The 24,673-nt window shown below is 65.8% G+C and carries 19 protein-coding genes and 1 tRNA gene; 9 read left to right on the top strand and 11 right to left on the bottom strand.

Going from position 1 to position 24,673, the window contains the following annotated elements; translation table 11 throughout:
- Window positions 1-219 precede the first annotated feature (219 nt).
- Entirely contained in the window at window positions 220-1,143 is a 924-nt protein-coding gene (locus AC06DU_RS15810; protein WP_179465314.1) for a TrmH family RNA methyltransferase, read from the top strand.
- The gene (locus AC06DU_RS15805) at window positions 1,140-2,654 is read left to right on the top strand and encodes a carboxylesterase/lipase family protein (RefSeq protein WP_478202800.1); all 1,515 of its coding nucleotides are present in this window, start codon (window positions 1,140-1,142) and stop codon (window positions 2,652-2,654) included. Before AC06DU_RS15810 ends, AC06DU_RS15805 begins: the two co-directional genes overlap by 4 nt.
- Window positions 2,655-2,737: 83 nt before the next feature.
- Here AC06DU_RS15805 and AC06DU_RS15800 read toward each other — a convergent pair whose 3' ends face one another.
- Window positions 2,738-4,702, bottom strand: coding sequence for a glycoside hydrolase family 97 protein (locus tag AC06DU_RS15800; protein WP_478202799.1), 1,965 nt, complete (start codon window positions 4,700-4,702; stop codon window positions 2,738-2,740).
- Between the two features lie 219 nt (window positions 4,703-4,921).
- On the opposite strand from AC06DU_RS15800, the gene AC06DU_RS15795 reads away from it, so the two are divergent.
- Complete coding sequence (locus tag AC06DU_RS15795) at window positions 4,922-8,392, top strand: glycosyl hydrolase 2 galactose-binding domain-containing protein (RefSeq protein ID WP_478202798.1); 3,471 nt, start codon at window positions 4,922-4,924, stop codon at window positions 8,390-8,392.
- A gap of 140 nt (window positions 8,393-8,532) precedes the next feature.
- Window positions 8,533-11,469, top strand: a complete 2,937-nt coding sequence (locus tag AC06DU_RS15790) for a TonB-dependent receptor (protein ID WP_167709517.1) — start codon at window positions 8,533-8,535, stop codon at window positions 11,467-11,469.
- Window positions 11,470-11,706: 237 nt separating this feature from the next.
- On the opposite strand, the gene AC06DU_RS15785 is transcribed toward AC06DU_RS15790, so the two are convergent.
- The 5 genes from AC06DU_RS15785 to AC06DU_RS15765 all read right to left on the bottom strand — a co-directional run bounded on the left by AC06DU_RS15785 (window position 11,707) and on the right by AC06DU_RS15765 (window position 16,171).
- Complete coding sequence (locus AC06DU_RS15785) at window positions 11,707-12,759, bottom strand: LacI family DNA-binding transcriptional regulator (RefSeq protein ID WP_024940315.1); 1,053 nt, start codon at window positions 12,757-12,759, stop codon at window positions 11,707-11,709.
- 189 nt (window positions 12,760-12,948) lie between these two features.
- Window positions 12,949-14,364, bottom strand: a complete 1,416-nt coding sequence (locus AC06DU_RS15780) for a M28 family peptidase (RefSeq protein ID WP_478202797.1) — start codon at window positions 14,362-14,364, stop codon at window positions 12,949-12,951.
- A gap of 109 nt (window positions 14,365-14,473) precedes the next feature.
- Window positions 14,474-14,905: a large-conductance mechanosensitive channel protein MscL gene (gene mscL / locus AC06DU_RS15775; protein ID WP_024940317.1), complete on the bottom strand. Its 432-nt coding sequence runs from the start codon at window positions 14,903-14,905 to the stop codon at window positions 14,474-14,476.
- 60 nt (window positions 14,906-14,965) lie between these two features.
- Complete coding sequence (locus AC06DU_RS15770) at window positions 14,966-15,679, bottom strand: fumarylacetoacetate hydrolase family protein (protein ID WP_039525784.1); 714 nt, start codon at window positions 15,677-15,679, stop codon at window positions 14,966-14,968.
- A gap of 216 nt (window positions 15,680-15,895) precedes the next feature.
- Window positions 15,896-16,171, bottom strand: a complete 276-nt coding sequence (locus tag AC06DU_RS15765; RefSeq protein WP_053045694.1) for a hypothetical protein — start codon at window positions 16,169-16,171, stop codon at window positions 15,896-15,898.
- A 251-nt stretch (window positions 16,172-16,422) separates the two neighbouring features.
- On the opposite strand from AC06DU_RS15765, the gene AC06DU_RS15760 reads away from it, so the two are divergent.
- Window positions 16,423-16,764 carry a Rieske (2Fe-2S) protein gene (locus AC06DU_RS15760; protein ID WP_039512348.1) on the top strand — a complete coding sequence of 114 codons (342 nt, stop codon included), beginning with the start codon at window positions 16,423-16,425 and terminating at the stop codon, window positions 16,762-16,764.
- A gap of 19 nt (window positions 16,765-16,783) precedes the next feature.
- Here AC06DU_RS15760 and AC06DU_RS15755 read toward each other — a convergent pair whose 3' ends face one another.
- From AC06DU_RS15755 to thiS, 4 genes are all read right to left on the bottom strand, one after another.
- Window positions 16,784-18,646 carry an SLC13 family permease gene (locus tag AC06DU_RS15755; RefSeq protein WP_024940321.1) on the bottom strand — a complete coding sequence of 621 codons (1,863 nt, stop codon included), beginning with the start codon at window positions 18,644-18,646 and terminating at the stop codon, window positions 16,784-16,786.
- A gap of 74 nt (window positions 18,647-18,720) precedes the next feature.
- Window positions 18,721-19,479: a tRNA (guanosine(46)-N7)-methyltransferase TrmB gene (trmB, locus tag AC06DU_RS15750; RefSeq protein ID WP_053045691.1), complete on the bottom strand. Its 759-nt coding sequence runs from the start codon at window positions 19,477-19,479 to the stop codon at window positions 18,721-18,723.
- Window positions 19,480-19,652: 173 nt separating this feature from the next.
- Complete coding sequence (locus AC06DU_RS15745) at window positions 19,653-20,447, bottom strand: thiazole synthase (protein WP_104593854.1); 795 nt, start codon at window positions 20,445-20,447, stop codon at window positions 19,653-19,655.
- Between the two features lie 49 nt (window positions 20,448-20,496).
- On the bottom strand, window positions 20,497-20,697 hold the full coding sequence (thiS, locus tag AC06DU_RS15740) for a sulfur carrier protein ThiS (RefSeq protein ID WP_478202796.1): 201 nt from the start codon (window positions 20,695-20,697) through the stop codon (window positions 20,497-20,499).
- A 190-nt stretch (window positions 20,698-20,887) separates the two neighbouring features.
- Here thiS and AC06DU_RS15735 point away from each other — a divergent pair, with 190 nt between their 5' ends.
- The 4 genes from AC06DU_RS15735 to AC06DU_RS15720 all read left to right on the top strand — a co-directional run bounded on the left by AC06DU_RS15735 (window position 20,888) and on the right by AC06DU_RS15720 (window position 24,127).
- Window positions 20,888-22,672 carry an autotransporter outer membrane beta-barrel domain-containing protein gene (locus AC06DU_RS15735; protein WP_102580655.1) on the top strand — a complete coding sequence of 595 codons (1,785 nt, stop codon included), beginning with the start codon at window positions 20,888-20,890 and terminating at the stop codon, window positions 22,670-22,672.
- A 104-nt stretch (window positions 22,673-22,776) separates the two neighbouring features.
- Window positions 22,777-22,850, top strand: a tRNA-Gly gene (locus AC06DU_RS15730).
- A 409-nt stretch (window positions 22,851-23,259) separates the two neighbouring features.
- Window positions 23,260-23,646 carry a hypothetical protein gene (locus AC06DU_RS15725; protein ID WP_026064907.1) on the top strand — a complete coding sequence of 129 codons (387 nt, stop codon included), beginning with the start codon at window positions 23,260-23,262 and terminating at the stop codon, window positions 23,644-23,646.
- Window positions 23,647-23,734: 88 nt separating this feature from the next.
- Window positions 23,735-24,127, top strand: coding sequence for an H-NS histone family protein (locus AC06DU_RS15720; RefSeq protein WP_023904915.1), 393 nt, complete (start codon window positions 23,735-23,737; stop codon window positions 24,125-24,127).
- Between the two features lie 115 nt (window positions 24,128-24,242).
- Here AC06DU_RS15720 and AC06DU_RS15715 read toward each other — a convergent pair whose 3' ends face one another.
- Entirely contained in the window at window positions 24,243-24,551 is a 309-nt protein-coding gene (locus AC06DU_RS15715; protein WP_184456705.1) for a hypothetical protein, read from the bottom strand.
- Between the last annotated feature and the right edge of the window lie 122 nt (window positions 24,552-24,673).

Genomic DNA, 24,673 nt, shown 5'->3' with positions numbered 1-24,673 from the left:
TCGCATCAACGTCAACCCGACTCACCCGGGCTGCAGGGCCTCGAAGGCCGCGCGTCGGCTACCTCGTATACGGCTCATTGCGCCAGTGGCTTACCATCGTCGCCAATGCGTCTGCACCGCCGGCTGCGCCGGCCTGCAGGATGACGAGCAACGCTGGTGGCAAAAGGGGAGACACGATCCCCGCAGCGCCGGCAAGCAACACGAACCCTGGATACGACGATGACACAGCATGATGGACGGGGCGGACGACCGCCGCGCGATGGCGGCAGCTCCGGCGCCTCGCACAATCCCTGGGGCCGCGCCGCGCCGCGTACACCGGCAGCGCGCCCGCCAGCACGACAGGCGCCAACGGCGTACACGCCCGCTGCTGCGCAGTCCGCGGCTTCGTCGTCCGGCGGCAATGCGCGCGAACTGCGGCTGTACGGCATCAACGCAGTGCAGGCCGTGTTCAAGGCGCGCCCGGAGGCGGTGCGCAAGCTGTATCTAAGCGAGGCGCGCATTCCGCAGTTCAAGGCCTTGCTGGCCTGGTGCGTGGCCCAGCGCATCGGCTACCGCGTGGTCGAGGAAGCCGATCTCAGCAAGCTCGCCGCCAGCACCCACCACGAGGGCGTGGTGGCCGATGTGCTGCGCGTCGCCCCGCAGCCGTTGCAGGACTGGCTGGCTGCGTTGCCGCAGGGGCCGGTGCTGGCGCTGTGGCTGGATGGCGTGGGCAATCCGCACAACTTCGGCGCGATTTTGCGCTCGTCCGCGCACTTCGGGGTGGCCGGCCTGCTGCTGCCTGCCGGCTCCACGCTGGGTCTGTCCGGCGCAGCCGCGCGCGTGGCCGAAGGTGGCGCCGAAGCGGTGCCGCTGGTGCAACTGCCCGACACCGCAACGGCGATGGCGCAGCTGCGTCAGGCCGGTTTCGCAGTGGCGGCCACGCTGGTGGAGGGCGGCCAGGACGTGTTCGCCGCCGCGCTGCCGCAACGGCTGGTGTATGTGATGGGCGCGGAGAGCGAGGGCATGGACCGCCAGTTCGCGCGCGATTGCGACCTGCAGTTGTCGATCCGCGGCAGCGGCAAGGTCGAAAGCCTCAACGTGGCATCGGCCACCGCCGTGTTCCAGGCCGCCTGGCGTGCCCGTGCGTTGGGTGGAGAGTCGTGATGCGCCTGTGTGCCGGTCTGCTTGCCGCCGCTTGTGCGCTGAGCGTCAGCGCGCATGCCGCAGCGGCATCCACGCCTGCCGCACCGCCACAGGTGCGCACCGATCACGGCCTGGTGCGTGGGCAGTGGCAGGACGACGGCAGTGCGGTGTTCCGCGCGATTCCGTTTGCCGCGCCGCCGCTGGGCGCGCTGCGCTGGCAGCCGCCGCAACCGGCCGCTGCGTGGTCGGACGTGCGCGATGCGACCCAGGCCGCCACCCCGTGCGTGCAACCGGCGCTGGGCTGGAACAACACCATGGCCAGCCGCGGTACGGAAGATTGCCTCTACGTGGAAGTGCAGACGCCAACGCTGCAGCCGGCCAAGCCGCTGCCGGTGTTCGTCTGGATCCACGGCGGCGCCAATGTGGCCGGCGGCGCCGATGGTCATCTGCCGACCAACCTGGTCGCACAGGACATGCTGGTGGTGACGCTGCAGTACCGGCTCGGTGCGCTCGGCTTCCTGTCGCTGCCGGAACTGCGCGATGGCGACCATCAAGCCGCCGGCAACTACGCCTTGCTCGACCAGATCGCCGCGCTGCAATGGGTGCGCGACAACATCGCGCAGTTCGGTGGCGACCCTGCGCGGGTCACCATCGCCGGGCAGTCGGCCGGTGGCCAGGATGTGGGCTTGCTGATGCTCAGCCCGTTGGCACGTGGTCTGTTTTCAGCGGCGATCGAGCAAAGCGGCACCGCCGGGTTCGGATTGCCGGCGCGTTCGCTGGAAGACAATCGCGCGCTGGGCGTGGAGATCGCCAAGCGTGCAGGTATCGATGACCCCGCCACGCGTCTGGCGCAGTTGCGCGCGCTGCCGGTGGAGCAGCTGATCAAGGCCGGGCAGGGTGTCGACGTGCCGGCACTGGATGACGATGGCTACATCTGGCTGCAGGCGGTCGTTGATGGGCGCGTGCTGCCGCGTGCGCCGGCCGCGTTGCTGGCCGACGGTGCACAGGCCAAGGTGCCGCTGTTGATCGGCTATGTGGTGCAGGAGCTGGAATACGGCGGCAAACAGGGTGCACAGGCGCGGCTGCGTCGCGACTATCCGGCGCAGGCCGATGCCGTGCTGCAGGCGCAACGCACGCATGCGGCGCAGCGTGCCGCACGGCAGGGCGACGCAGCGATGCAGCTGTCCACCGATCTGACCTTCCGTTGCCCGGCAGTGACCGTGGCCCAGCATCAGGCCGCGCTCGGCGTGCCGGTGTGGCATTACGTGTTCGATACCGCCGCACCGGGCGGGCGGGTCACGCATAGCGCCGAGCTGCCGTTCCTGTTCAAGGGTCTGCCGATCGGCCAGCCGCCGGTGAGTCTGCAGCGCTATTGGGCCACGTTCGTGCAGCGTGGCAATCCCAACATCAAGGGCTTGCCGGCCTGGCCGGCATTTGCGCCCAAGCATGCGGCATTGCAGTTCGACGCCAGTGGCGTGCGCCCGCTCAAGGATGCACGCCCGGCGGTGTGCGCAGGCGTGGACCTGCCGTAATCGATCGCGCGTACCGCCACGGTACGCGCGCTTGACTCAACTCGACTTGGCTCAACTCAGCGGACGCAGCCTGTCCGCCGAGCTTATTTTTTTTGCAGTCGCACGGCGGCGCCGCCGTTTGCAGCCAATGGCAGCTGCAGGCTGTCGTTGGAGGTGAGTTTGCGCGTATCGATACGCACCTCCGTCGGGGCCGCGCCGTCGGCGTAGATGGTGGCGGTCCAGCTGCCCTTGCCCAGGAATGCCAGCGGCAAGGTCAGCGTGCGTGCCTGCTCGTTGGTCATCGCGCCCACGTACCAGTCCTTGCCGCTACGCCGCGCCAGTGCGATGTGCTCGCCGATCGCGCCATCGAGTGCGCGTGTCTCATCCCAGCTCGCCGGCACATCGCGCAGGAACTGCGCTGCCGGCACGTTTTCGTATTGTTCCGGGCTGTCGGCGACCACCGCGAACGGGCTTTCGTAGACCACATACATCGCCAGTTGCTGCGCACGCGTGGTCATCACCTGAGGTGCGATGTGCTGCATCTTGAACTCGGCCGGGCGCACATTGCGGAAGCCACCCGGTGTGTAATCCATCGGCCCGAGCAACATGCGCGTAAACGGCAGCGTGAGATTGTGGGTGGCGGTGATGCGCGTGGTCCACTTGTTGTACTCGGCGCCGAGCACGCCTTCCTGCGTGAGGTAGTTGGGATAGGTGCGGGTCAGGCCGGTCGGGTGATAGGCGCCATGTAGATCCACCAGCAGTTTGTGCTCGGCGGCCTTGGCTAGCAGGCGGTGGTAGAAATCCACCATCTGCTGGTCGTCGCGGTCCATGAAGTCGACCTTGATGCCCTTGATGCCGAGTTGCTGATACCAGGCGAGTGCTTCGTCCATGTGCGCATCCAGCGCGCGCCAATGCGCCCATAGCCACAGCCCGACATCGCGCTGCCGTGCGTAGGCCACCAGTCCCGGCAGGTCGAGCTGCTCCACCGGCCGGCGGATATCGGCATCGACGTTGTACTGGCCATCGCCGGTGCTGCCGAAATACCAGCCATCGTCGATCAGCATGTATTGCAGTTTCAATTGCTGCGCGTGATCGATATAGCGCTGAATCGTGGCGGTATTCATGCCCGGCTGTGCCACGCCGCTGGCCAGTGAGCCGGACCACCAATCCCATGCCGATTTGCCCGCGCGCACCCAGCTCGCATCGAAGGCCGGCGGTGGGTTGAGTGCGGAAATCAGATTGGATTCAATCAGGCTGGCCGGGCTGTCGCCCAGCATGATCACCCGCCACGGCGTGGCGAAATCGCGGCCCTTGGCATCAAAGCTGACGGCCAGCGTGGGGTCGTCCAGGCGTGGCGATAATTTCGCCGACACGCCCAGGCTGCCATCCTCGCGGCCGCTGAGATACAGGCCGGCGTAATCGCGCAGGTTCGCCTCGGCAATTGCCAGCGTGGTGCCGCCTGCATCGGTCTGGCACACCAGCGGCAACTCGAGCAGATTGTGCGGGCGCAGCCTGGATGCGGCGATCGCATCGTATTCGCCCTCGTGGCTGGTGCCGAAGCGGCCGAGGTTCAAGCTCCAGCATGCGTAGTCGCTGGGGAATGCAAAGCCGGTGAGCTCATTGCGAATCCGCACCTCACCGGCGTCGGGCAGCACATAACGCAGCGCAACACCGTCGTCGTAGGCGCGCAATTCCACCGTCAGGCGTCGCTGTTTGGGGTCCGACAACTGCACGCGCAATTGACGATAGTGATCGCGTGCCTGACGCGTCTTGCCCACGGCCAGGGCGAAGCGGCTGTCATGCGTTTCGGTGGTGCTGCCCTGCAACGTCATCGCCTTGCCGAGCGTGTCGGCGCGGCCCAGATCCAGTCCGAGCGGAGCGTCGTCGAGCACGACTTTGTTGCGATACAGCACGCGATAGCTCGGCACGCCGCCCGCGCGCAACGAGAATTCCACCTGCGTACGTGCGTCGGGTGACTGCACCTGCAAACGCTGCGCAGCTGCAGGCAACGCGATCGAACACAGCAGCGCGCACGCCGCCGGTAATGCGGACTGGATCAGGTTTCGCATGGGTCCCTCCTCCTGGGAGCGCCAACCCTAACGCAGAACGGTTGTCGTCGATATCCACCTGGGGTAACGTTACCTCGCACCATGGCCGCTGAAACAGGGGCGGCAGCCACGGGCGGCATCACGACAGATGCAATGACAAGGCGACGACGCGTCGCCTTGGCGGTTGCGTCCAGGTGGTGTGCACCGTTGCTTGGCAGTAGAGCTTGGGAGAGGCCTCTAATGCTGATGGTTCGCAAGGCGTTCCGCCGTGGAGCGCTGTGGTTGTTGTGTGCTTGCACCGCCTGGACTGCAGTGGAGGCTGCACCCGCCGATGCCGATCCGCCCGGTCCCTACGACGTGCGCGTGCTCGCGGGCGGTCTCGGGCTGAGCAAGAAGCTCGCTGCCGGAACACCACTGCTGGCCGCCGATGCGGATTGGAGCGTGTCCGCCTGGGTGCGGCCCTCCAGCGGGACCACCGGCCCGGCCTTGATTGCCGGGCTCGGTGATCCGCAGGCGGCTGGCCGTTTCTTCGTCATCGACAACGGCCTGCTGGGCTTCGCCCAAGGTGCCGAGCATGTGCTGCGCAGCAAGCAGCCGCTGCGCGCCGGTGTCTGGACGCAGGTTGCCGCAATTGCGCAGGGCACGCGCCTGAGCCTGTATGCCAATGGCCGCAAGGTGGCCAGCGGCAACGTGCAGCAAACTGCGGTCGCGCCCACGCTGGTGTTCGGTCCGCGCCAGCAACCGGCGGCGTATACGCAGCACTTCGGCGGCGAGATTGCAGGCTTCACCGCGCAGTCCGGTGCGCTGGATGCGGCAGCCATCGCACGGCTTGCCGGACAGGCGCCGGATCCTGCGCTGCAGCGCTTTGAAGACGCATCGCCCGGCTGGCGCGTGCAGGTCAAGCAGATGGCAGGGCAACTCGCACCGCAAGCGGCGGCGACCCTGCCGCGCAGTGCCGCGCCCTTCCCGGTGCCGGTCGCCAGGCCGGTGTCGGAAGCGCCTGCGCTGCAGCCGCTGGATGCTGCCGCATGGCGGCTCGGTGCATGGCAACTCGCTGCGGCACCAGAGCTCGGTCAGGCCAGCGGTGCGACGCTGTCGCGTAGCGATTACGCTGCCGGCAAGACCCGCTGGCGCGCCGCGACCGTGCCGGGCACGGTACTCACCACGCTGGTCGATCGTGGCGTGTATCCGGATCCGGATATCGGCCTCAACAACATGGCGATTCCCGAATCGCTGAGCCGGCAGGACTGGTGGTACCGCAGCAGTTTCGATCTGCCTGCAGCACTGCAAGGCAAGCGATTGGAGCTGTTGTTCAACGGCATCAACTACGCCGGCGAGATCTGGGTCAATGGCACCCAGGTCGGCCGCACCCGCGGCGCATTCGCACGCGGTCGCTTCGATGTCAGCAAGCAGCTCAAGCCGGGCAGGAACGTCGTCGCGGTACGGGTGTCGCCGCCGCCACATCCCGGCATCGCGCACGAACAGTCGATGACGGCCGGTGTCGGCGAAAATGGCGGCATGCAGGCGTTGGACGGGCCGACCTTCATCGCCAGCGAAGGCTGGGACTGGATTCCGGCGGTGCGCGATCGCAATGCCGGTCTGTGGCAGGACGTGCAGCTGCATGCCACCGGTCCAGTGGCGCTCGGTGATACGCAAGTGATCACCGCGAAGCTGGCACCGGATCATCACCGCGCGGAACTCGAAATCAACGTGCCATTGCGCAACGACACTGCCGCAGCAGTGCAGGGCACGTTGCAGTTGGCCTTCGGCGATGTACGCATCCAGCGCGACGTCACGGTGCCGGCCGGTGGCAGCACGCTCAAGCTCACTGCAGCGGATACGCCGCAGTTGGTCGTCGCCAATCCGCGTCTGTGGTGGCCAAACGGTTATGGCGAGCCGGCGCTGTATACCTTGCAGGCCAGTGTCGAAGTGGCCGGTACGCCGTCGGACGCGCAGCAGCTGCGCTTCGGTATTCGTGAGGTGACTTACGAACTGTCGTTGTTCGACGACGATGGCGCGCTGCGCCGCGTCCTGGTCGATCTCAATCAGGCCCGGCAACGCGGCGAGCGCATCGTCGACGTGCGGCATGCAGCGATCCGTTCGGTACCCGGCGGCAATGCGCAATCCCTGTATCCCGGCGCCTTGTCCTCGCCGGCGGTGCAGCAGCTCGACGACAGCAGCCTGGCCCCGCATCTGGCACTGCGCATCAATGGTGTGCGTATTGCGGTCAAGGGCGGCAACTGGGGCATGGACGACTGGCGCAAGCGGGTCGCGCGCGAGCGGCTGGAGCCATACTTCCGCCTGCAGCGCGACGCGCATTTCAATGTGGTGCGCAACTGGGTGGGGCAGAACACCGAAGCCAGCTTCTTCGAGCTGGCCGACGAATACGGCATGCTGGTGCTCAACGACTTCTGGCAGTCCACCCAGAACTACAACATGGAGCCGGCCGACGCAGCGCTGTTCCTGGACAACGCCGCCGAGGTGATCAAGCGCTTCCGCAATCATCCTTCCATCGTGCTGTGGTTCGGACGCAACGAAGGCGTGCCGGCGCCGATTCTCAACGAAGGCCTGGACCAGCTGGTGGCCGAACTCGATGGCACGCGCTGGTATACCGGCAGTTCCAACGAGATCAATCTGCAGGGCAGCGGCCCTTACAACTACCGCGAGCCGCTGGCGTACTTCAACAAGCTGGCGCAGGGCTTTTCGGTGGAGGTGGGCACGCCCTCGTTCTCCACCCTGGAGGCGTTCCAGGCATCGGTACCTGCGGTGCAGGACCAGTGGCCGATCGGCGATGCCTGGGCATATCACGACTGGCACCAGTCCGGTAACGGCGACACCGCCAGTTTCATGCGCTCGCTGACCGACAAGCTCGGCGCGCCGACCAGCCTGGCCGACTTCGAACGCAAGGCGCAGCTGCTCAACTACGAAACGCATCGCGCCATCTTTGAAGGCTTCAACGCGCAGCTGTGGAGCAAGAACAGCGGGCGGCTGCTATGGATGAGCCATCCGGCCTGGCCCAGCAACATGTGGCAGATCTACAGCCACGACTACGACACCCACGCGGCCTACTACGGCGTGCGCAATGCGGCAGAGATGCTGCATGTGCAGATGAACCTGCCCGGCCACGAGGTGGTGGTGGTCAACAATTCGGCCGAGCCGGTGAGCGGCCTGCGCGTGCGCGCAGACGTCTATGCCGCCGACGGAAAGTTGCTGCAGCAGCGCGAGCAAGCGCTGGAGGCCGCGGCGGTTGCGGTATCGGCACCGGTGCTGCAACTGGCGCCGTTGCTCAAGGATACCAATGGCCTTGGCTTTGTGCGGCTGCAATTGCTCGATCGCGACGCGGTCGTGCGTTCGCGCAATTTCTACTGGGTGGCGCGCGATGCGGCGGCCATGCGCGGTCTGGATGCGCTGGCGGCAGTGCCGGTGCAGCTCAGCACGCAGCTGCAGGAGGGCGCCGAACCGGTGCTGCGCGCCAGCGTGCGCAATGCCTCGCAGCAGGTTGCGCTCAACACCAAGCTGACCCTGGTGGATGCGCAAGGCCAGCGCATCCTGCCGGCGTATTACAGCGACAACTATCTCAGCCTGGTGCCGGGCGAGCAGCGCGAGATCGAGATCCGCGGCCCGTCCGCGGCGAGCTTGCGCAATGCCACGCTGCAGGTGCGCGGCTGGAATGTCGAACCATCAACAGGCGTTGCCAACGGGCCTCCGTAGCGGCGCCAGCGCGTTGCCGCGCCGTGCCCCGCACGGCGTTCGCACTGACACGCCGATTGCGCGTCAGCCAATACCGCATTGCCGTTGCTGCAATGCCATTCGAAACGGTCGTGGATTGTCGTCATCCCTGGGAGGGGACCATGAACAAGCTGCATTCGAACACCCGCCACACCCCACTGGCCGCCGCACTCGCGGCTGCACTCACCCTGCTTGCCGGCAGCGCAGGCGCACAGGACGCCGGCAACGCCGCCGGGGTCACCGACCTGGACAAGGTCATGGTCAAGGGCGTGCGCGGCGCGCAGGCAGAGGCCATCGAGAACAAGCGCACCGCCGCGCAGATCATCGACTCGATCTCTGCCGAAGACATCGGCAAGTTGCCCGACGTCACCATCACCGATTCGCTGCAACGCGTGCCCGGCGTTCAGATCCGGCGTTCGGCCGGCGAGGGCTCGCAGCTCAATATCCGCGGCATGCCGCAGGTGCAGACCACCATGAACGGCGAGTTGTACCTGAGCGCCGGTGGCGGCGACCAATACGGCCAGCCGAACATCGGCCGCGCGCAGCCGGATTTCGTCGATATCCCGCCGACGCTGTTCAGTGGCGTGGACGTGATCAAGTCGCCGACCGCCGCCGATCTGGATGGCGGCATCAGCGGTACCGTCTCGCTGAAGACGCGGCGCCCGTTCGATCTGCCGGAAGGCTGGACCTTCAGCGGTCAGGCCGAAGGCTCCTACGGCGACCGCGTGCAGGAACTCAACGAGCTGTACTCGGGCCTGGCCAGCTTCCGCACCGAGCGCTGGGGTGCGTTGCTGGCCGTGTCGTACTCCGACGCCACGCTGGAGAACAAGCATCCCAGCGTGTATTCCAATGGCGCGCAGAAATCCACCGAGCAGAATGTGGGCTTCGATTTCAACGGCGACGGGCGCATCGGCAGCAACACCAACCCCAGCAATCTGCCGCGCGATTACTTCTACAACTGGGTCGCCACCGAACTGGACAACCGCAGCACCGATCGCCAGCGCACCGGCATCAACGGCTCGTTCCAGTTCAACATCAACGATTCGTGGACGGTGTTGGCCGATGCGGCCTACACCAAACTCGAAGACCAGGACACCTCGGTGGCCGCGCAGCTGCACACCGGTTGGGCCACCAACCAGTTGCAGCCCGGGTCGGTGGTCGATTCCAACGGCGTGCTGGAATACGGCCAGTTCCGCTACAACCGCTTCCAGGCCCACTCGATGGCCGGCGTTGCCGACTCGGACGCGCTCAACACCAATCTGGAGCTGCGCTTCGATGATGGTGGCCCTTTGCGTGCCTCGTTCCGTTGGGTGCATGGCGATGCACAGCGCACCTACGACGAAGCGCGTGCCGATGCGGTGGTGACGCGTGGCGACCAGATCACGCGCGCCGGCGGCGTCACGCAGTGGGCAAACGCCAACGGCTTGCCGACAGTGGATGCCTCGGTGGATTTCCGTGGCACCTATCCGGCGGTCAACCTCGGCACCGACGTGTCCAACCCGGACAACTGGCAGCTGATGTCGACCTGGGCGCAGGGCAACAAGATCGAAGCGACGATGGACGCGTTCCGCGCCGATGGCACCTTCGAGTTCGACGAGGGCGTGGTGCGCGGCTTCCAGTTCGGCATCCGCTACGGCGAGCGCGAGGTCAAGCTGGATACCTATCGCTATCTGTCGCCGGTATCGACCAGCTGCGCCGACCCGAACCGCTCGCTGTATTACTTCAAGGATCCGCTGATCGTTGACACCTGCAGCGGCGTGTCCGAAGCGCGCCTGCTGCCGTTCAATTCGATTCCCGGTTACTGGGCGTATTTCAACGACTTCGATCCGCTCAAGGTCACCGGCCTGGGCAGCCAGGGCCTGCCGGCGATCAACCCGCAGGTCATGAAGGACCCGGTGGGCTATCTCAACAGCCTGTACCCCGGCAACGTGGCCTACCAGCAGGCCGCCGACTCCTACAAGGTCACCGAAAAGAGCACCGCAGCGTATTTTCTGGCCAATCTGGAAGGCGGTACCGGCAGCGCGGTCCCGTGGACGGCCAACGTCGGCGCGCGCATCGTGCAGACCAAGCTGGCGATCGACCAGTACCTGAGCAGCGGCAATGTGTTCATCGGCAATGTCGAATGGAACGGCGTCAGCCCGGCGATCGGTACCAATCGCCTGAACCGCCAGTACACCGACGTGCTGCCCACCGCCAACCTGTCGCTGGACATCACCGACGCGCAGAAGCTGCGCTTTGCCTACAACAAGGCCGTGGCGCGCCAGGACCTGCCCGATCTCGGGCGCGGGCTGGTGAGCTTCTATGCGGTCAACGGCACGCCACCGCGCAACCCCGCGTTGCCCTCGGATGCGGTGCTGTTCCTCAATGGCCGCTCCGGCAATCCGGATCTCGATCCGTATCGCGCCACCAACTACAACGCCTCGTGGGAATGGTATTTCTCCGATGCATCGTTGGTCAGCGTGGGTGCGTTCCTGATCGATGTGAAGTCGTTCCCCACCACGGTGACCAATATCGAACTGTTGCCTGATGCCGATGGCGTGGCGCGACTGGGTGGCCCGGTGGAGCGCATCGTCAATGGCGGTGGCGGCAAGATCAAGGGCTTTGAAGTGGGGTATCAGCAGGCCTTCGACTTCCTGCCCGGCTGGTTGAGCGGCTTCGGTACCAACATCAACTACACCTTCTCCGATGCCGACACCGACAACACCGATATCGACGGCAACACCTTGCCGATCGGCGACAACTCCAAGCATCAGGCCAACGCGGTGCTGTGGTACCAGAAGGACAAGCTGCAGGCGCGTGTGGCCTACAACTGGCGCAGCAAGCGCTTCAGTCAGGTCAACAGCGGTGCCTGGGGCGACGAGCTGGCGATCTGGAACGACGACGTGGGCTATCTCGATGCGTCCTTCAGCTACGACGTCAACGATCACCTGACCCTGTACGCCCAGGCCACCAATCTGACCGGCGAAAGCGAGCGTCGCTACGCGCAGTGGACCAACCACTACTACGACCAGAACATCTTCGAGCGTCGTTACTACGCGGGCTTGCGTCTGCGCTTCTGATCCGGCTGCACCGTTGTGCGACCCAGCGCACCCCCGCGCTGGGTCGCGCATGTTTCGCTGTTGTCGCTCTCCAAGCGGTCATTGCGCTTTCTTCCCGTCGCCGCCGAGTGCGGCGCTGCAGTACGCCTGACGGCAACGTCAGGCACCCTCCCATTCGGCCGCATCGTCGGGAAGCGATGTGGCCGTTTTTTTGAGCGTGATGCCGCAGGCGTTACCCGATGCCGATCGATGCGGCGCTTACCGCACCGGTGGCCCGGCCGTCGAGCCGCGCTTGACCACGGTGTACTTCATCACCTGATGCACGCCCTGCGCGGGATCGCCCTTGCGTCGCTGGCGGATCGCATCGGCCAGCAGCGACACCGCCGCGCGGCCCATCGCGGTGACCGGTTGATGCACGGTGGTGAGCTCGGGCCAGATGGTGGTGGCGACCGGGGTGTCGTCGAAACCGGCGACCGATACATCTTCGGGCACGCGCAGGCCCAGGCCGTGTGCGACCGCAACGGCGGCTGCCGCCATATCGTCGTTGCTGCAGAACAGGGCGGTGGGCGGTTGCGCCTGCGCAAGCAGGCTGCGCGCGGCGAGCAGGCCGGAGTGGTAGGTGAACAGACCGTCTGCCATCAATTCTTCGGCTACGGGCAGGCCGGCAGCCTGCAGGCTGTCGAGATAGCCGTTGGCACGTAACGCACTGGGCGTGTGCTTGGGGTCGCCCTTGATCAAGGCGATGCGGCGATGGCCGAGTTCGATCAGGTGATCGACGATGGCGCGCGCAGCCTGGTAATCGTCGATGCGCACCGAGCTGATTTGCGCCATCGGTGCGCCGCTCGCCACCGCCACGACCGGGATGCCGCGTGCATCGAGTTCGGCGATGGTCTGGCGCGAATCGCATAGCGGGGGCGGCAGGATCACGCCGTCCACGCCGGCCGCCAGCAAGCGCTCGGTGGCGGCACGCTGGCTGCGGATGGCGCCGCATTTTTCCACCAGCACCTGGCTGCCATTGAGGCTGCTCTGTTCGAGCAGGCCGAGCATGAATTGGTTGAGGTAGGCCGCGCTGGGATTGCTGTACAGCACGCCGATGCGCAACAGGCCGCTGGTGCGCAACGAACGGCCGGCCAGGTTGGGGCGATACCCCAATGCCTGGACCGAGGCTTCCACACGCACGCGCATCTCCTCGCCGACATGCGGGTGGCGGTTGATGACGCGCGAAGCGGTCATCGGCGAGACCCCGGCGTGCTTGGCGACATCCAGCAGGGTTGCCGCGTTGTTCGCACTGCGTTGGCGCTTGGCCGCCATTGTGTGTGCTCGTCCTGGAGTGGAAGCGAAAGGCGGGTGGCGTGCTTGAGACCTGCAGCGACCAGGACGTGCCTGGCCGCTGGCAATCGTCGCTGCGATGTCGGTATCGGCACAGATCACGCGCAGCGTGCGCGTGCCCTGTGCCGCGCGCACTCAACCGAGGAGTGCCAGCGACGTCTGCAAATGCAGTTATTCGCTCGGCTGCACGCTTTTTGCGCGGCTGCCGAAATCGCCATCGGCTTCGGCCGCCAGGTACGCAAACACCGTGTAGGCCGCGACGTTTTGCGCAAGCGCCTTGGGGTCGATCTTGTCCAGCGTGTCGTCGGCGGTGTGGTGCAGATCGAAGTAGTCGGTGCCGTCCTGCGCCAGCCATGCCCAGGCGCCACCCTTGGCGGAAATCGGCCCGACATCCGGGCCGGGGCCGCCCTTGCTCGGCTCATACGCGATACCCAACGGCGCGAGTACCTCGGCAATCTGTCTGGTCGCTGCGCGCGACGCGTCCGGTGCCGCCGAGCCGGTGTTGAACGCATAGATGCGCCCGGCACCGAAGTCGCTCTCCGCGCCGATCTGATGCAGCGCCATGTCCTTGGCATCCTTGCCGTGCGCGGCCGCATACGCCTTGCCGCCGTACAGGCCTTGCTCCTCGTTGGCGAAGGCCACCACGCGGATGCTGCGCTTGGGCGCCTGCTTGAGTTGGCCGATCAGGTGGCCCGCGGCCATGGTGATCGCCACGCCGGCACCATCGTCGATCGCGCCGGTGCCCAGATCCCACGAATCCAGATGCCCGCCGATCACCACCACTTCCTTCGGCTTGCTGCGTCCGGTGATTTCGCCGATCACGTTGTACGAGGTCGCGGTGCCGTCCCAGCCGCAATCCAGTGCCAGCCGCACACGCGTGCTGCCCAGCGCGGTCAGGCGCGCGAGCTGGTTGGCATCGGGCACCGACAACGCCGCTGCCGGTACCGGCGTCACGCCTTCATCGAAGCGGGTGATGCCGGTATGCGGCACGCGGTGCGAGTCGGTGCCGGCCGAGCGCATCACGAAGCCGATCGCGCCCTTGCGGATCGCTTCCGACGGGCCCTTGCTGCGCACCGCGCCGCCGTTGCCGTAATCCTTGCCGTCGCGCGCCTTGGTCATCTGGTAATCGACGAACGCGATCTTGCCGGCCAGCGAGCCGGCCGGTGCGGCCTGCAGTGCGGCCAGGTTGTCGAAGCGCACCACCTCGCCTTCGACGGTGCCGCCCGGGCTGCCTCCCAGTGCAGTGATGTGCAAAGGCTGCGCATGCGCGCCGATCACCGCCGCCTGTTCGCTGCGCCGCTGCCACTTGGGAAAGCTCACCGGCTCGGTCCACACCTTGTCGAAGCCCAGCGACTGGAACTTGGCCTTGGCCCAGGCCACCGCGCGCGGATCGGCCTCGCCACCGGCAATGCGCGGGCCCACTTCGGTGGTCAACGATTCCACCACCGCAAAGCCGGTGGTGTCGGCCAGGGCCTGCTCGCGCAGCTGCGCGGCGGTGCGCAGCGCGCCATCGGCGATGGTGGTCTGTGCGGCAAGCGCGGGTGTGCAGGCGAGTAGGGCAGAGATGGCAACAGCGAGGCGACGCATGCAGGGCGGCTCCAACGACAAGGGGACCCCGAGCTTATCAGCGCGAGGTCCCCCGTCTGCGTGCGAAAGGTCATCCTCCTGCGCGAAGTTGCGCAGCGGATGTGTCCGCTTACGGCACGCCCGGTGTCTTCAGTGTGTCGTTCTTCAACGAATCGCGGATCTCGCGCAGCAACAGCACTTCTTCGCTCGGGCCCTTGGGGGCATCCGGCTTGCGGTGGGTCAGGCGGTTGATCAGCTTGACCACCATGAAGATCGCAAAAGCGATGATTACGAACTGCACGACGGTGTTGATGAAATCGCCGTAGCCGATCGCCACTGCCGGAATTTCCTTGCCGGTGGCATCGACGCCGGCTGGCTTGAGCACCCACGCCAGGCGCGAGAAATCCACATTGCCGATGGCCCAGCCGATCGGCGGCATGATGATCTTTTCCACCAGCGCAGTGACGATCTTGCCGAACGCTGCACCGATGACGACACCGACCGCCAGGTCGATGACATTGCCACGCATCGCGAATTGCTTGAATTCGCTGACCATTCCCATAGCGCACTCCAGATGCGGTCGCGGACCAACTGCCGCAGGGTGATCGTAGCGGGCCGCGTGTCAGCCCGCGATGATGCCGTGGCGCTCGGCAACGTTTTCCAGGCGCGCACTGAACTGATCGCCGGGCAGCAGCGGGCCGACACCGGCCGGCGTGCCCATGAAGATCAGGTCGCCCGCGCGCAATGCATAGAGTTTGGAGAGCTCATGCAAAATCTCCGGCACGTTCCAGATCATCTGATCCAGCAACGACTGCTGGCGCACCTGGCCGTTGACCTCCAGCGACAGGTTCAAGGCCTCCAGCGCACCCACTTCGCCGGCATGCACCAGCTCGCTGATCGGCGCGGAGTGGTCGAAGCCCTTGGCGATGTCCCACGGCAGGCCCTTGGCCTTGGCCGCTGCCTGCAGATCGCGTCGGGTCAGGTCCAGGCCCACGCCGTAGCCGTAGATCAGCGCCTCTGCCTGCTCCACCGGCAACTCGCCGGCCGGCGCATCGCTGCCCAGTGCCACCACCAGTTCCACTTCGTGGTGCAGTTCCTTGGTGCCGGGCGGATACGGAATGTGGTCGCCGTGGCCGACCACGATCGCATCGGCAGGCTTCATGAAAAAGGTCGGCTGGCCACGCTCGGCCTTGGAGGCAGGCGCAGTGGCGCCCATCTCGCGCGCGTGATCGGCAAAGTTGCGGCCGACGCAGTAGATGCGGTGCACCGGAAAGTTGCCGCCACCAACCACCGGAATGCGCGGAACATCGGCGGCGGGAATCACATCGTGGGTCATGCGCGCATCCTTGGGGAACGGGGCACGTGAGTCTAGCCGTTTGCCTGTGCATGACGGAACCGCCGTGCTGCAGCGCGCAGTGTGGCGCAACGTCTGGCTGGCAGGTCTGCAATCACGGCTTGCATCGGCGCACGCAAACTCGCGCAGACCGGTCAATACCTGCGCGAATGATTCGGGATTGGATGTTCACCGCGCCGGAGGCGGTGGACTGGCGCCTCAGTGCGACAACGGCAGCGCAGGCTTGCGCACCACGCGGTATTCGGCCTCGACCACGCGGGTGTGCTGCGGCGTGCGACGGTTCGATTTGCTCAGCAGCTTCCAGGCAATGCCGCCCAGGATCATCGCCGCGCCCACGAACACGCTGAAGAAGATCAGCACCGCAAGGATGACCAGACCAGCCAGGCCGGCGGCCACGCGCACCAGCGGGTGACGCGGCTTGCGCGGGGCAAACAGGTGGTGGAGGTTGCCGAGTTGGAAGATGCGTGCAGGCATGGCGGTGGGCTGCCGGGCAGGAAACAGGCAGGCAGTATCGTTGCGGTTTCATGTCATTGAGTGAAAACTTCGTTAAACGTTCGCTCGTTTTGTTAAATCCATCACATCAGGTGTGCTGGGCGATTGTCGCTCTGGCAGCCCGGAGCACCGCCCATACGGGCCGGCAAGCGGCGAATTGCAGCCCGCCGCGTGGCGTCGGAGCGCCGCAGGCGCATGCCACAATCGCAGTCCGTTCTCGAACAGCAGACTGCATGTCTTCGTCATCGTCCACCACGCTTGTCGAACTGGCGCAGATTCCCGACGCCGGATTTCTGGAAGTCGAAGCGGTCTGGGACGGCGGCCCGGAGTCCCTGGTGCTGTATCGCGACGGCGCCCAGGTGCGTGCCTGGTTGAACGTCTGCCCGCACGCCGGCCGCCGGCTGGACTGGGCGCCGGGCCAGTTCCTCAAGACCAAGGACGGCCATCTGGTGTGCGCAGCGCATGGCGCAGCGTTCGAGCTCACCGGCGGCGAATGCATCAGCGGCCCGTGCCGCGGTCAGTCACTGCTGGCGGTGCCGGTGCGCATCGAGGGTGAGCAGGTGGTGCTTGGGTGACTGCTGAAAGTGGTGCGGCTCAGCGCGCTGCCCACCAGAACATCAGGTTGATCATCGACACCATCACCACGATGTAGATCAGCGACAGCGGTGCGCCCACGCGCCACAGCTCGCGCGGCTGATAGTTGGCTGGGCCGGCCACCATCGAGATCACCGGGTTGGAGGCCGTCATCAGATTGTTGGACGCCGACAGCGCCACGATCAACGCGAATGCGGTGGGGTTGCCGTTGGCGGCCAGCGCCAGGTTGACCGCAATCGGCACCATCACGATGGTGGCGCCGACATGGCTGATCACCAGCGAAAACGCGGTGGTCAGCAGCGCCAGGCTGATTTCCAGCGCCCATACCGGAATGCCTTCGGGCAGGCGGTCGATGGTGTGGCCGGCCACCCAGGCCGCAGTGCCGCTGCTGTCCATCGCCCAGCCGAGTGGAATCAGGCCGGCCATCATGAAGATGGTCTTCCAGTTGATCGAGGCATAGGCCTCGTCCATGCGCAGCACGCCGCTGACCAGCATGCAGGCCACGCCGGTCATCAAGGTCAGTGCCACCGGCAAGCGCGAGGTCAGCGCGATCAGGATGGTGAAGGCGAAGATCGCCATGGCGATCTTGAACTTGTGCGGGCGCTGCTCGCCCTTGGGAAAGTCGGTCACCGGCACGAAATCGCGGCTTTCCGCCGCCTGCGCCAGGTCCTGCCAGATGCTGTGGAACACCAGCATGTCGCCGCCACGCAGCGGCACGTTGCGCACGTCCTCGCGGATCACCTGCTTGTCGCGGTTGATCGCCAGCAGGCTGATGCCGCTCTGCTTGCGCAGGCGCAACTCGGCGGCGGTCTTGCCGATCAGCCGCGAGTTGGGCGGAATCAATGCTTCGGAAATGCCGGCCAGGCTGGGGTTGAACAGGTCGCCCAGGTTGCGCAGGCGCGAGGACATGCGCAGGAACTGGTTCTGCGCGAAGTCGGTCACTTCCTGGCGCGGCCCCATCGCCCCGAGCACGCTGCCGACCCAGATGCGCATGTCGGCCGGCGGCGCCAGACGGGTGTCGTTGCCGGTCTTCAGGGCCAGCAGCAACGGCGCGTCGTGCAGCGCTTCGGCCTCGCCCAGGGTCATGCCGACCAACGGGCTTTCGGCGCTGACGGTGAGCTCGAACACGTCGCCGTCGATGCCGTAGGTCTTGGCGAAATAGCTTTCGGTGCGCGAGGGCGTGACGCCTTCGTTGATCAGGCGTTCTTCTTCGATCAGCTTGCGGTCGCCGTAGAAGCGGAAGTACAGCAGTGCGGCGATCAGCAAGGCCACGCCGATCGGCAGCGGCGCGAACATCGTCAACGGCTCGATGCTGGCCATGCCCGAGGGCAGGTTGTTGTTGGCCGAGACCAATAGATCGTTGAGCAGGATCAGCGGTGAATTGCCCACCATGGTCAGCGCGCCGCCCATCACGATGGCTGCGGCGATCGGCAGCAGCATGCGTTGCAGGGTCAGCCCGGTGCGCGTGGCCAGCCGCGAGGCGACCGGCAGGTACAAGGCCATCACCGACGGGTTCTGCATGAAGGACGAATTCAAGCCGGAGATGGCCAGCGTCATCATCATGAGGCGTTGTTCGCTGCCGTGCGAGCGCCGCAGCAACCAGGTCGCCAGCCGATTCAACGCACCGGTGCGCTCCAGCCCCGCACCAAGAATGGTGGTGGCGATGATGCTCATCACCGCGTTACCGGAAAAACCACCGAACAGTTCTTCCGGCGCCACCAGCCCGGTGACGCCCAGCACCACCAGCACGATCAAGGCCACCACGTCGGCGCGGATGCGCTCGAACAAAAACATCGCCATCGTGAAACCGACCAGCCCGAGGACGAGCTTCATATCGTTGGTCAGTGTCAGCGCGGTGTCCATCGGGGCAGGGATTCGGGATTCGGGAGTGGGGATTGGTCAGGCGACTGCGGCGTCGAGTATGCGGGGTAGCGCTGTTACGAATCCCCAATCCCCGCTCCCGAATCCCGGTCATAAACCAGATCCCACACGCCGTGGCCGAGCTTCTGGCCGCGGGTTTCGAAGTGGGTCTGCGGGCGCCAGGCGGGGCGTTCGACGTGGCCGCGCGGGCCGGCGCGATTGACCAGGCCCGGGGTGGCGTCGAGCACGTCCCACATCTGTTCGGCGTAATCGGCCCAGTCGGTGGCCGCATGCAGGCGGCCGCCATCGCGCAGCTTGCGCACCACCAGCTGCGCGAACGCCGGCTGGATCAGGCGGCGCTTGTTGTGGCGCTTCTTGTGCCACGGATCGGGGAAGTAGATGCGCACCTCGTCAAGCGCGCCATCGGCGATCTCGTGTTCGAGCACTTCCACTGCGTCGTGGTGATACAGGCGCACATGCGTGCTGCCATCCTCGTCCAGCGCATTGAGCAGGCGACCGACGCCGGGCGCATGCACCTCGATGCCGATGTAATCGCGGCTGGGGTCCTGCTGCGCGGCAAAGCGCAATGCCGCGCCATTGCCAAACCCGATTTCCAGCACCTTGGGTGCGGGACGGCCGAAGGCCGCATCGAGATCGCGCGGCGCACCGCTGTAGTCCAGGCCGAAGCGCGGCCACAGCTCGTCGAACGCGCGCTGCTGCGCCGGGGTGAAGCGGCCCTGGCGCAGCACGAAGCTGCGCACCTGCCGGCGGCCCTCTTCGATGGTGAAGGGCTTGGGCGGCATCTTGGCGCCGTCGCTGGTGAAAGGATCAGTCATGAGTTAAGTCACATCAAAAAACAAAAGCCCCTCTGCCTTGGGGAGAGGGGTTGGGGTGAGGGTACGGCGTAAGGGAGCACGTGCAGCGACGCGCGATCCAGCAACGGCCACATCCGGCACGTCACACGGCCGAGCGGTGCGCATCGACGGCAATGTCAACGCAGCCCACCCACTCATCCAATCACGCCATCCACCGGACTCGACGCCGAGGCATACCGCTTGCGCGGAATCCGCCCGGCCAGGAAGGCTTCGCGTCCGGCCTCGATCGCCTTGCGCATCGCGCTCGCCATCAGGATCGGATCGCGCGCACCGGCGATGGCGGTGTTCATCAGCACGCCGTCGCAGCCCAGCTCCATCGCGATCGCCGCATCCGATGCCGTGCCCACGCCGGCATCGACAATGATCGGCACCTTGGCGTTTTCGATGATTTCCAGCAGGTTGTACTTGTTCTGGATGCCCAGCCCGGAGCCGATCGGCGCGGCCAGTGGCATCACCGCCACGCAGCCGATCTCTTCCAGGCGCTTGGCCAGGATCGGATCGTCGGAGGTATAGACCATGACGTCGAAGCCATCGGCAACCAGCTGTTCGGCGGCCCTGAGCGTCTGCACCACGTCCGGATACAGCGTGCGCTCGTCGCCGAGCACTTCCAGCTTGGTCAGGTTGTGGCCGTCCAGCAGCTCGCGCGCCAGCCGGCAGGTGCGCACCGCGTCTTCGGCGGTGTAGCAGCCGGCGGTGTTGGGCAGCAGCGTGTAGCGATCCGGCGGCAGCACATCGAGCAGGCTGGGCGCGTTGGGGTCCTGGCCGATGTTCACCCGGCGGATCGCCACGGTGACGATCTGCGCGGCGGCCGCTTCGGTGGCCAGGCGGGTCTCGTCCAGGTCCTTGAACTTGCCGGTGCCGGTCAGCAGGCGCGAACGGTACGGCTTGCCGGCGATGATCAGCGCATCAGAGGGGGCGGTATTGGTCATCGGGCAATTATCACCGATCGCGCGCAGCTGCGCCGGCCTGTGTGCCGCATCAACCGCCGCCCAGCGCGTGCACGATCTCCACCACATCGCCGGCACGCAACCGGTGCGTGGCATGCTGCCCGCGCGACACGATTTCGCCATTGATCTCCACCGCCACGCGCCGTTGTGCAAGACCTTCCTGCTCCAGCAGGGTGGCCAGCAGCAGATCGTCGGGAACGTCGCGCGGGGTGCCGTTGAGTTGAATGTTCATGTCATCATTGTGGCATCGCGTGCCGCCAGGGCGCGCGTTTTTGCGTTATGCGGCAATGCAGCGTGAGCGCGGGCGGCGAGGGTGAAACCATGTGCCATTCGCCGGCGTACGCCAGCAGGTCCGGTCCAGTTCCACACTACCTTGAGCAGGCACTCCCATGGCTTCAACCCTTCGCACGATCCGTTCCCTGATGGCCGTGGCCATCGCCATTGCGGCCACCCCGGCCATGGCCGCGTCTGCGTTCGACCAGACCGTGTTCTTCGGTGACAGCCTCACCGACAGCGGCTACTACAACCCGTTGCTGCCGGCCGCCTCGCGCGCCGTCACCGGCAAGTTCACCACCAACCCGGGCTGGGTCTGGGCCGAGTACGTCGCCGACCACTACGGCACCAATGCCGCGCCCAACGGCAATGGCCAGACCGGCGACAACTACGCCGCCGGCGGCGCCCGCATCCAGGCCGGTTCGACCAGCGTGCTCGGTGCCGCGCCTTCGGTGACCAGCCAGATCAACACCTACCTGAGCGCCAACGGCGGCCAGGCCAACCCGAATGCGCTCTACACCGTATGGGGCGGCGCCAACGATCTGCTCGCCGCTGCCGCCGTGCCGGCCCAGGCGCAGGCCATCATCGGCAACGCGGTCACCGCGCAGGTCGGTGCAGTCGGCGCCTTGCAGGCCGCCGGCGCGCGCTACGTGATGGTGCCGACCATTCCGGACGTGGGCATCACCCCGCGCTTCCGTGCCGGCGGTGCCGCCGCGATGGCGCAGGGCACTGCTGCGGCAACCGCCTACAACACCGCATTGTTCAATGGCCTGCGGTCGGCCGGCCTGCGCGTGATCCCGGTCGACACCTTCCACATCCTGCAGGAAGTGGTCGCCAATCCTGGCACCTACGGCTTCAGCAACGTCACCAGCACCGCCTGCAACCCGGCCGTGCCGCTGCCGGCCTGCAACCCGACCAGCCTGGTCGCCGCCAACGCGCCCAACACCTATGTGTTCGCCGATGGCATCCACCCGACCACCGCCACCCACCAGATCCTGGGCGAGTACGCCATCTCGCTGCTGGAAGCCCCGCGTCTGCAGCAGGTGCTCACGCATTCGGCGCAGGCGATCGGCCGCGCGCGCGCCGACCAGGTGGCCTGGCATCTGGACGGCAAGCCGGATGCCGATGGCCTGCGTTGGTGGGGCAGCGTGCGTGGCGACATGCAGCGTTACGACCATGCCGATCTGTACGACGGCATGGCCCCGGCCGGCCTGTTCGGTGTGGACTGGACTGCGGGCGACCTGGTGTTTGGCGGCTTTGCCGGCTTCGGCAGCATGGACGCCGACTTCGGCAACCGTAACGGCAGCTTCAAGCAGGACGACACCACGCTGGGCGGCTTCTTCGGCTGGTACACCGGCCCGGTCTGGGTCAACGCGCAGGTCAGCTACAGCTGGCTGAGCTACGACGTCGACCGCGAAGTGCAGCTGGGGCCGGCCACCCGCGTGCACAGCGGCTCGCCGGATGGCAGCAACCTCACCGCCGCGGTCAACGCCGGCTATTCGCTGGGCGAAGGCAATGTCAAGTACGGCCCGGTGGTCGGCCTGACCTGGCAGAAGCTCAAGCTCGACGGCTACACCGAGAGCAACGAAAGCTCGACCGCACTGGGCTATGCCGATCAGGACATCGACTCGATGGTCGGCCGCATCGGCTTCCAGGTGCGCCTGGACGGTGCAATGGTCAAGCCGTACCTGCAGGCGACCTACGACCACGAGTTCAAGGACGGCACCGAAGCCAGCGCCTGGCTGCAGTCGATGCCGGACGTGGGCATGTACACCGTCCCCGGCCAGAACTTCGATCGTAACTATGCGACCGTCGTGCTGGGCGCCCGCACCGGCCTGTGGGGCCTGCAGAGCAACATCGGCCTGAGCACCACCACCGCCCAGCGCAGCGCCCGCGACGCGACGCTGTTCGTGAATTTCAGCGGCAACTTCTGATCCAAGCACCACACGCGTTGCAAACGAGGGCCGGGCAACCGGCCCTCGTCACATCTACGCATTGCGCCCGGCCCCCGCACCCGCCTAAACTCTCGCAACGCCGCGCGGGCGTAGCTCAATGGTAGAGCTGTAGCTTCCCAAGCTACTGACGTGGGTTCGATTCCCATCGCCCGCTCCATGTCCGGCAGTGGCCTCTGACGATCTTGTCCACTAGGCCAGCGCGGATTGCTCGATATCTGATCCGTCCTAACTGAATTGCTTACCTTCTGGGCCGGTCGCTGCGCGATTGCACTTACTCCCTGACATGCAATTTCAGGGCGCAGCTCAAGCCTCCGCAGTCGATGGTAACGATTGGTTTTCAGCCGTCGGCTTTTTAACTGCGGATCGGGGGTTTTCGTCGGCTACAACCGATTGCGACGGTGCCGCCGGACATAACATTTAGTGTTTGGACCGGCATTGATTGCAGCGCGCCGCGGCGAATAACGCCAGTTGCGCGCTTCGCTATTTCCTTGCCCATGGTCAGGAACCTCCTGATTGAGCGGGCTCGCGGCGATGGGCATAGTGGCAGCCATCATCGAGCGAGCACCATGACCGCCACGCATCCTCAACTCATCGGCGCACTTCTCAAGGGCATACGCCGCGCCGAATCCGCGCGGGCAGCCTCGGTTGCTCACCGCGCCGAGCAGATGCGTTTTGGTTACGGCACGCCGGACGATGCTGGCAAGGTGCTGGAGATGTTCGCGCTGGATTCCGAGCAGATTCGCGAGCTGGGGCTGGTGGGGGTGGAAGAGCTGGGCGAAGCGGTCTGCCATGCCTGGTCCATCAACGCCGGCGAGCTGGATCGGGTGGTGCAGTGGTTTTCTGCGCCCAGGGTCGAGTTTGTTGGCAAGCACTGCGGTGAGCTGATCCGGGCCGGGCGCATCGGGCCGGTGCTGACCATGGCCCGCGAGCATGCCTTGCTGCGCCATCGCTGAGCGCAGCCAGACTCGGGCGCGTCCTGCCGCTTTACGCTAGCCGGCGCAGCGGCAATACTCGCTGACCCGTCCAACCTCAGTTTTGCCAATGCGCCAGGTTCCGCCCGCTTCACCCTCTGCCGCCGCCAAAGCCCAATTGCTGGAAGAGCTGCGCAAGCTCGAGCAGGAAGAAGCCCAGCTGAAGTATGCCCAGACGCTGGAAGCCTTCGACCAGGTGGTCGAGGTGCTGACCCAATTCGGCAGCCGCTTCAATGCCAAGCAGAAGTCCCAGATTGCCTCGCTGGCAATGACTGGCAAATCCAAGGGGCCGTTGTCGTCCACAGGCGAAGTGGTGGCCAAGTACTGGATTCCGCATTCCGGCGAGACCTGGTCCGGGCGTGGTCGCACGCCGCGTGCGTTCAAGGCCTGGGAAGGCACCAGCTCCTACAAGGAATGGAAGGCCAATCATCCGGACAAGCGATTTCCGCTATATCCGGGCTGAGTTTTGCGTCTTCAAGGTCTGGCTAGGGCGCGTAACGCTTAGCGATCCACGGCCGTCGTGCACTTTGGTGTTATCGCCGTCATTGCCGCATTCGAGACGCTGCCGGATCGTGCAATCACGTCTGGGTGTGGTGATGCTTGCCGATGTCGCCGTGCTTTAGGCCGGAGCCAGCGAATTGCGCGTCCAGCTTGCTGTGGCGATGTAATTGTTTAAGCACAGTGCGTCGCGATAAGCGGCGGGTTTTTCGATAGATGTACTCGAAATGCGTGATTGCCGGGTGCGGCTGTTTCGTTTTTTTTAAGTTGGTTGATCGGCTATCGATAAAGGCGAGCGGTAACTCGATAAATACTGCACCAGGCCGCATCGCCACGCGCGTCACTAGAGACCAAGCCACTGCTCCAAGCGCTTTGGCAAGCAAAGCCATTGCAGCTCTATCTGCGATTGCGGCGCGCCGGCAGCGATTCTGCTTCCCCGCGCTCGACGCAGAGTCTGGCTGTCACTTTCAGAGTTGCACTGCTGCATCGACATCCATGAATCGATAGCGCA

It is taken from the genome of Xanthomonas sp. NCPPB 3200, assembly GCF_056393585.1.
The sequence above is the reverse complement of the archived record's forward strand: the minus strand, read 5'-3'. Positions and strand labels throughout refer to the sequence as shown.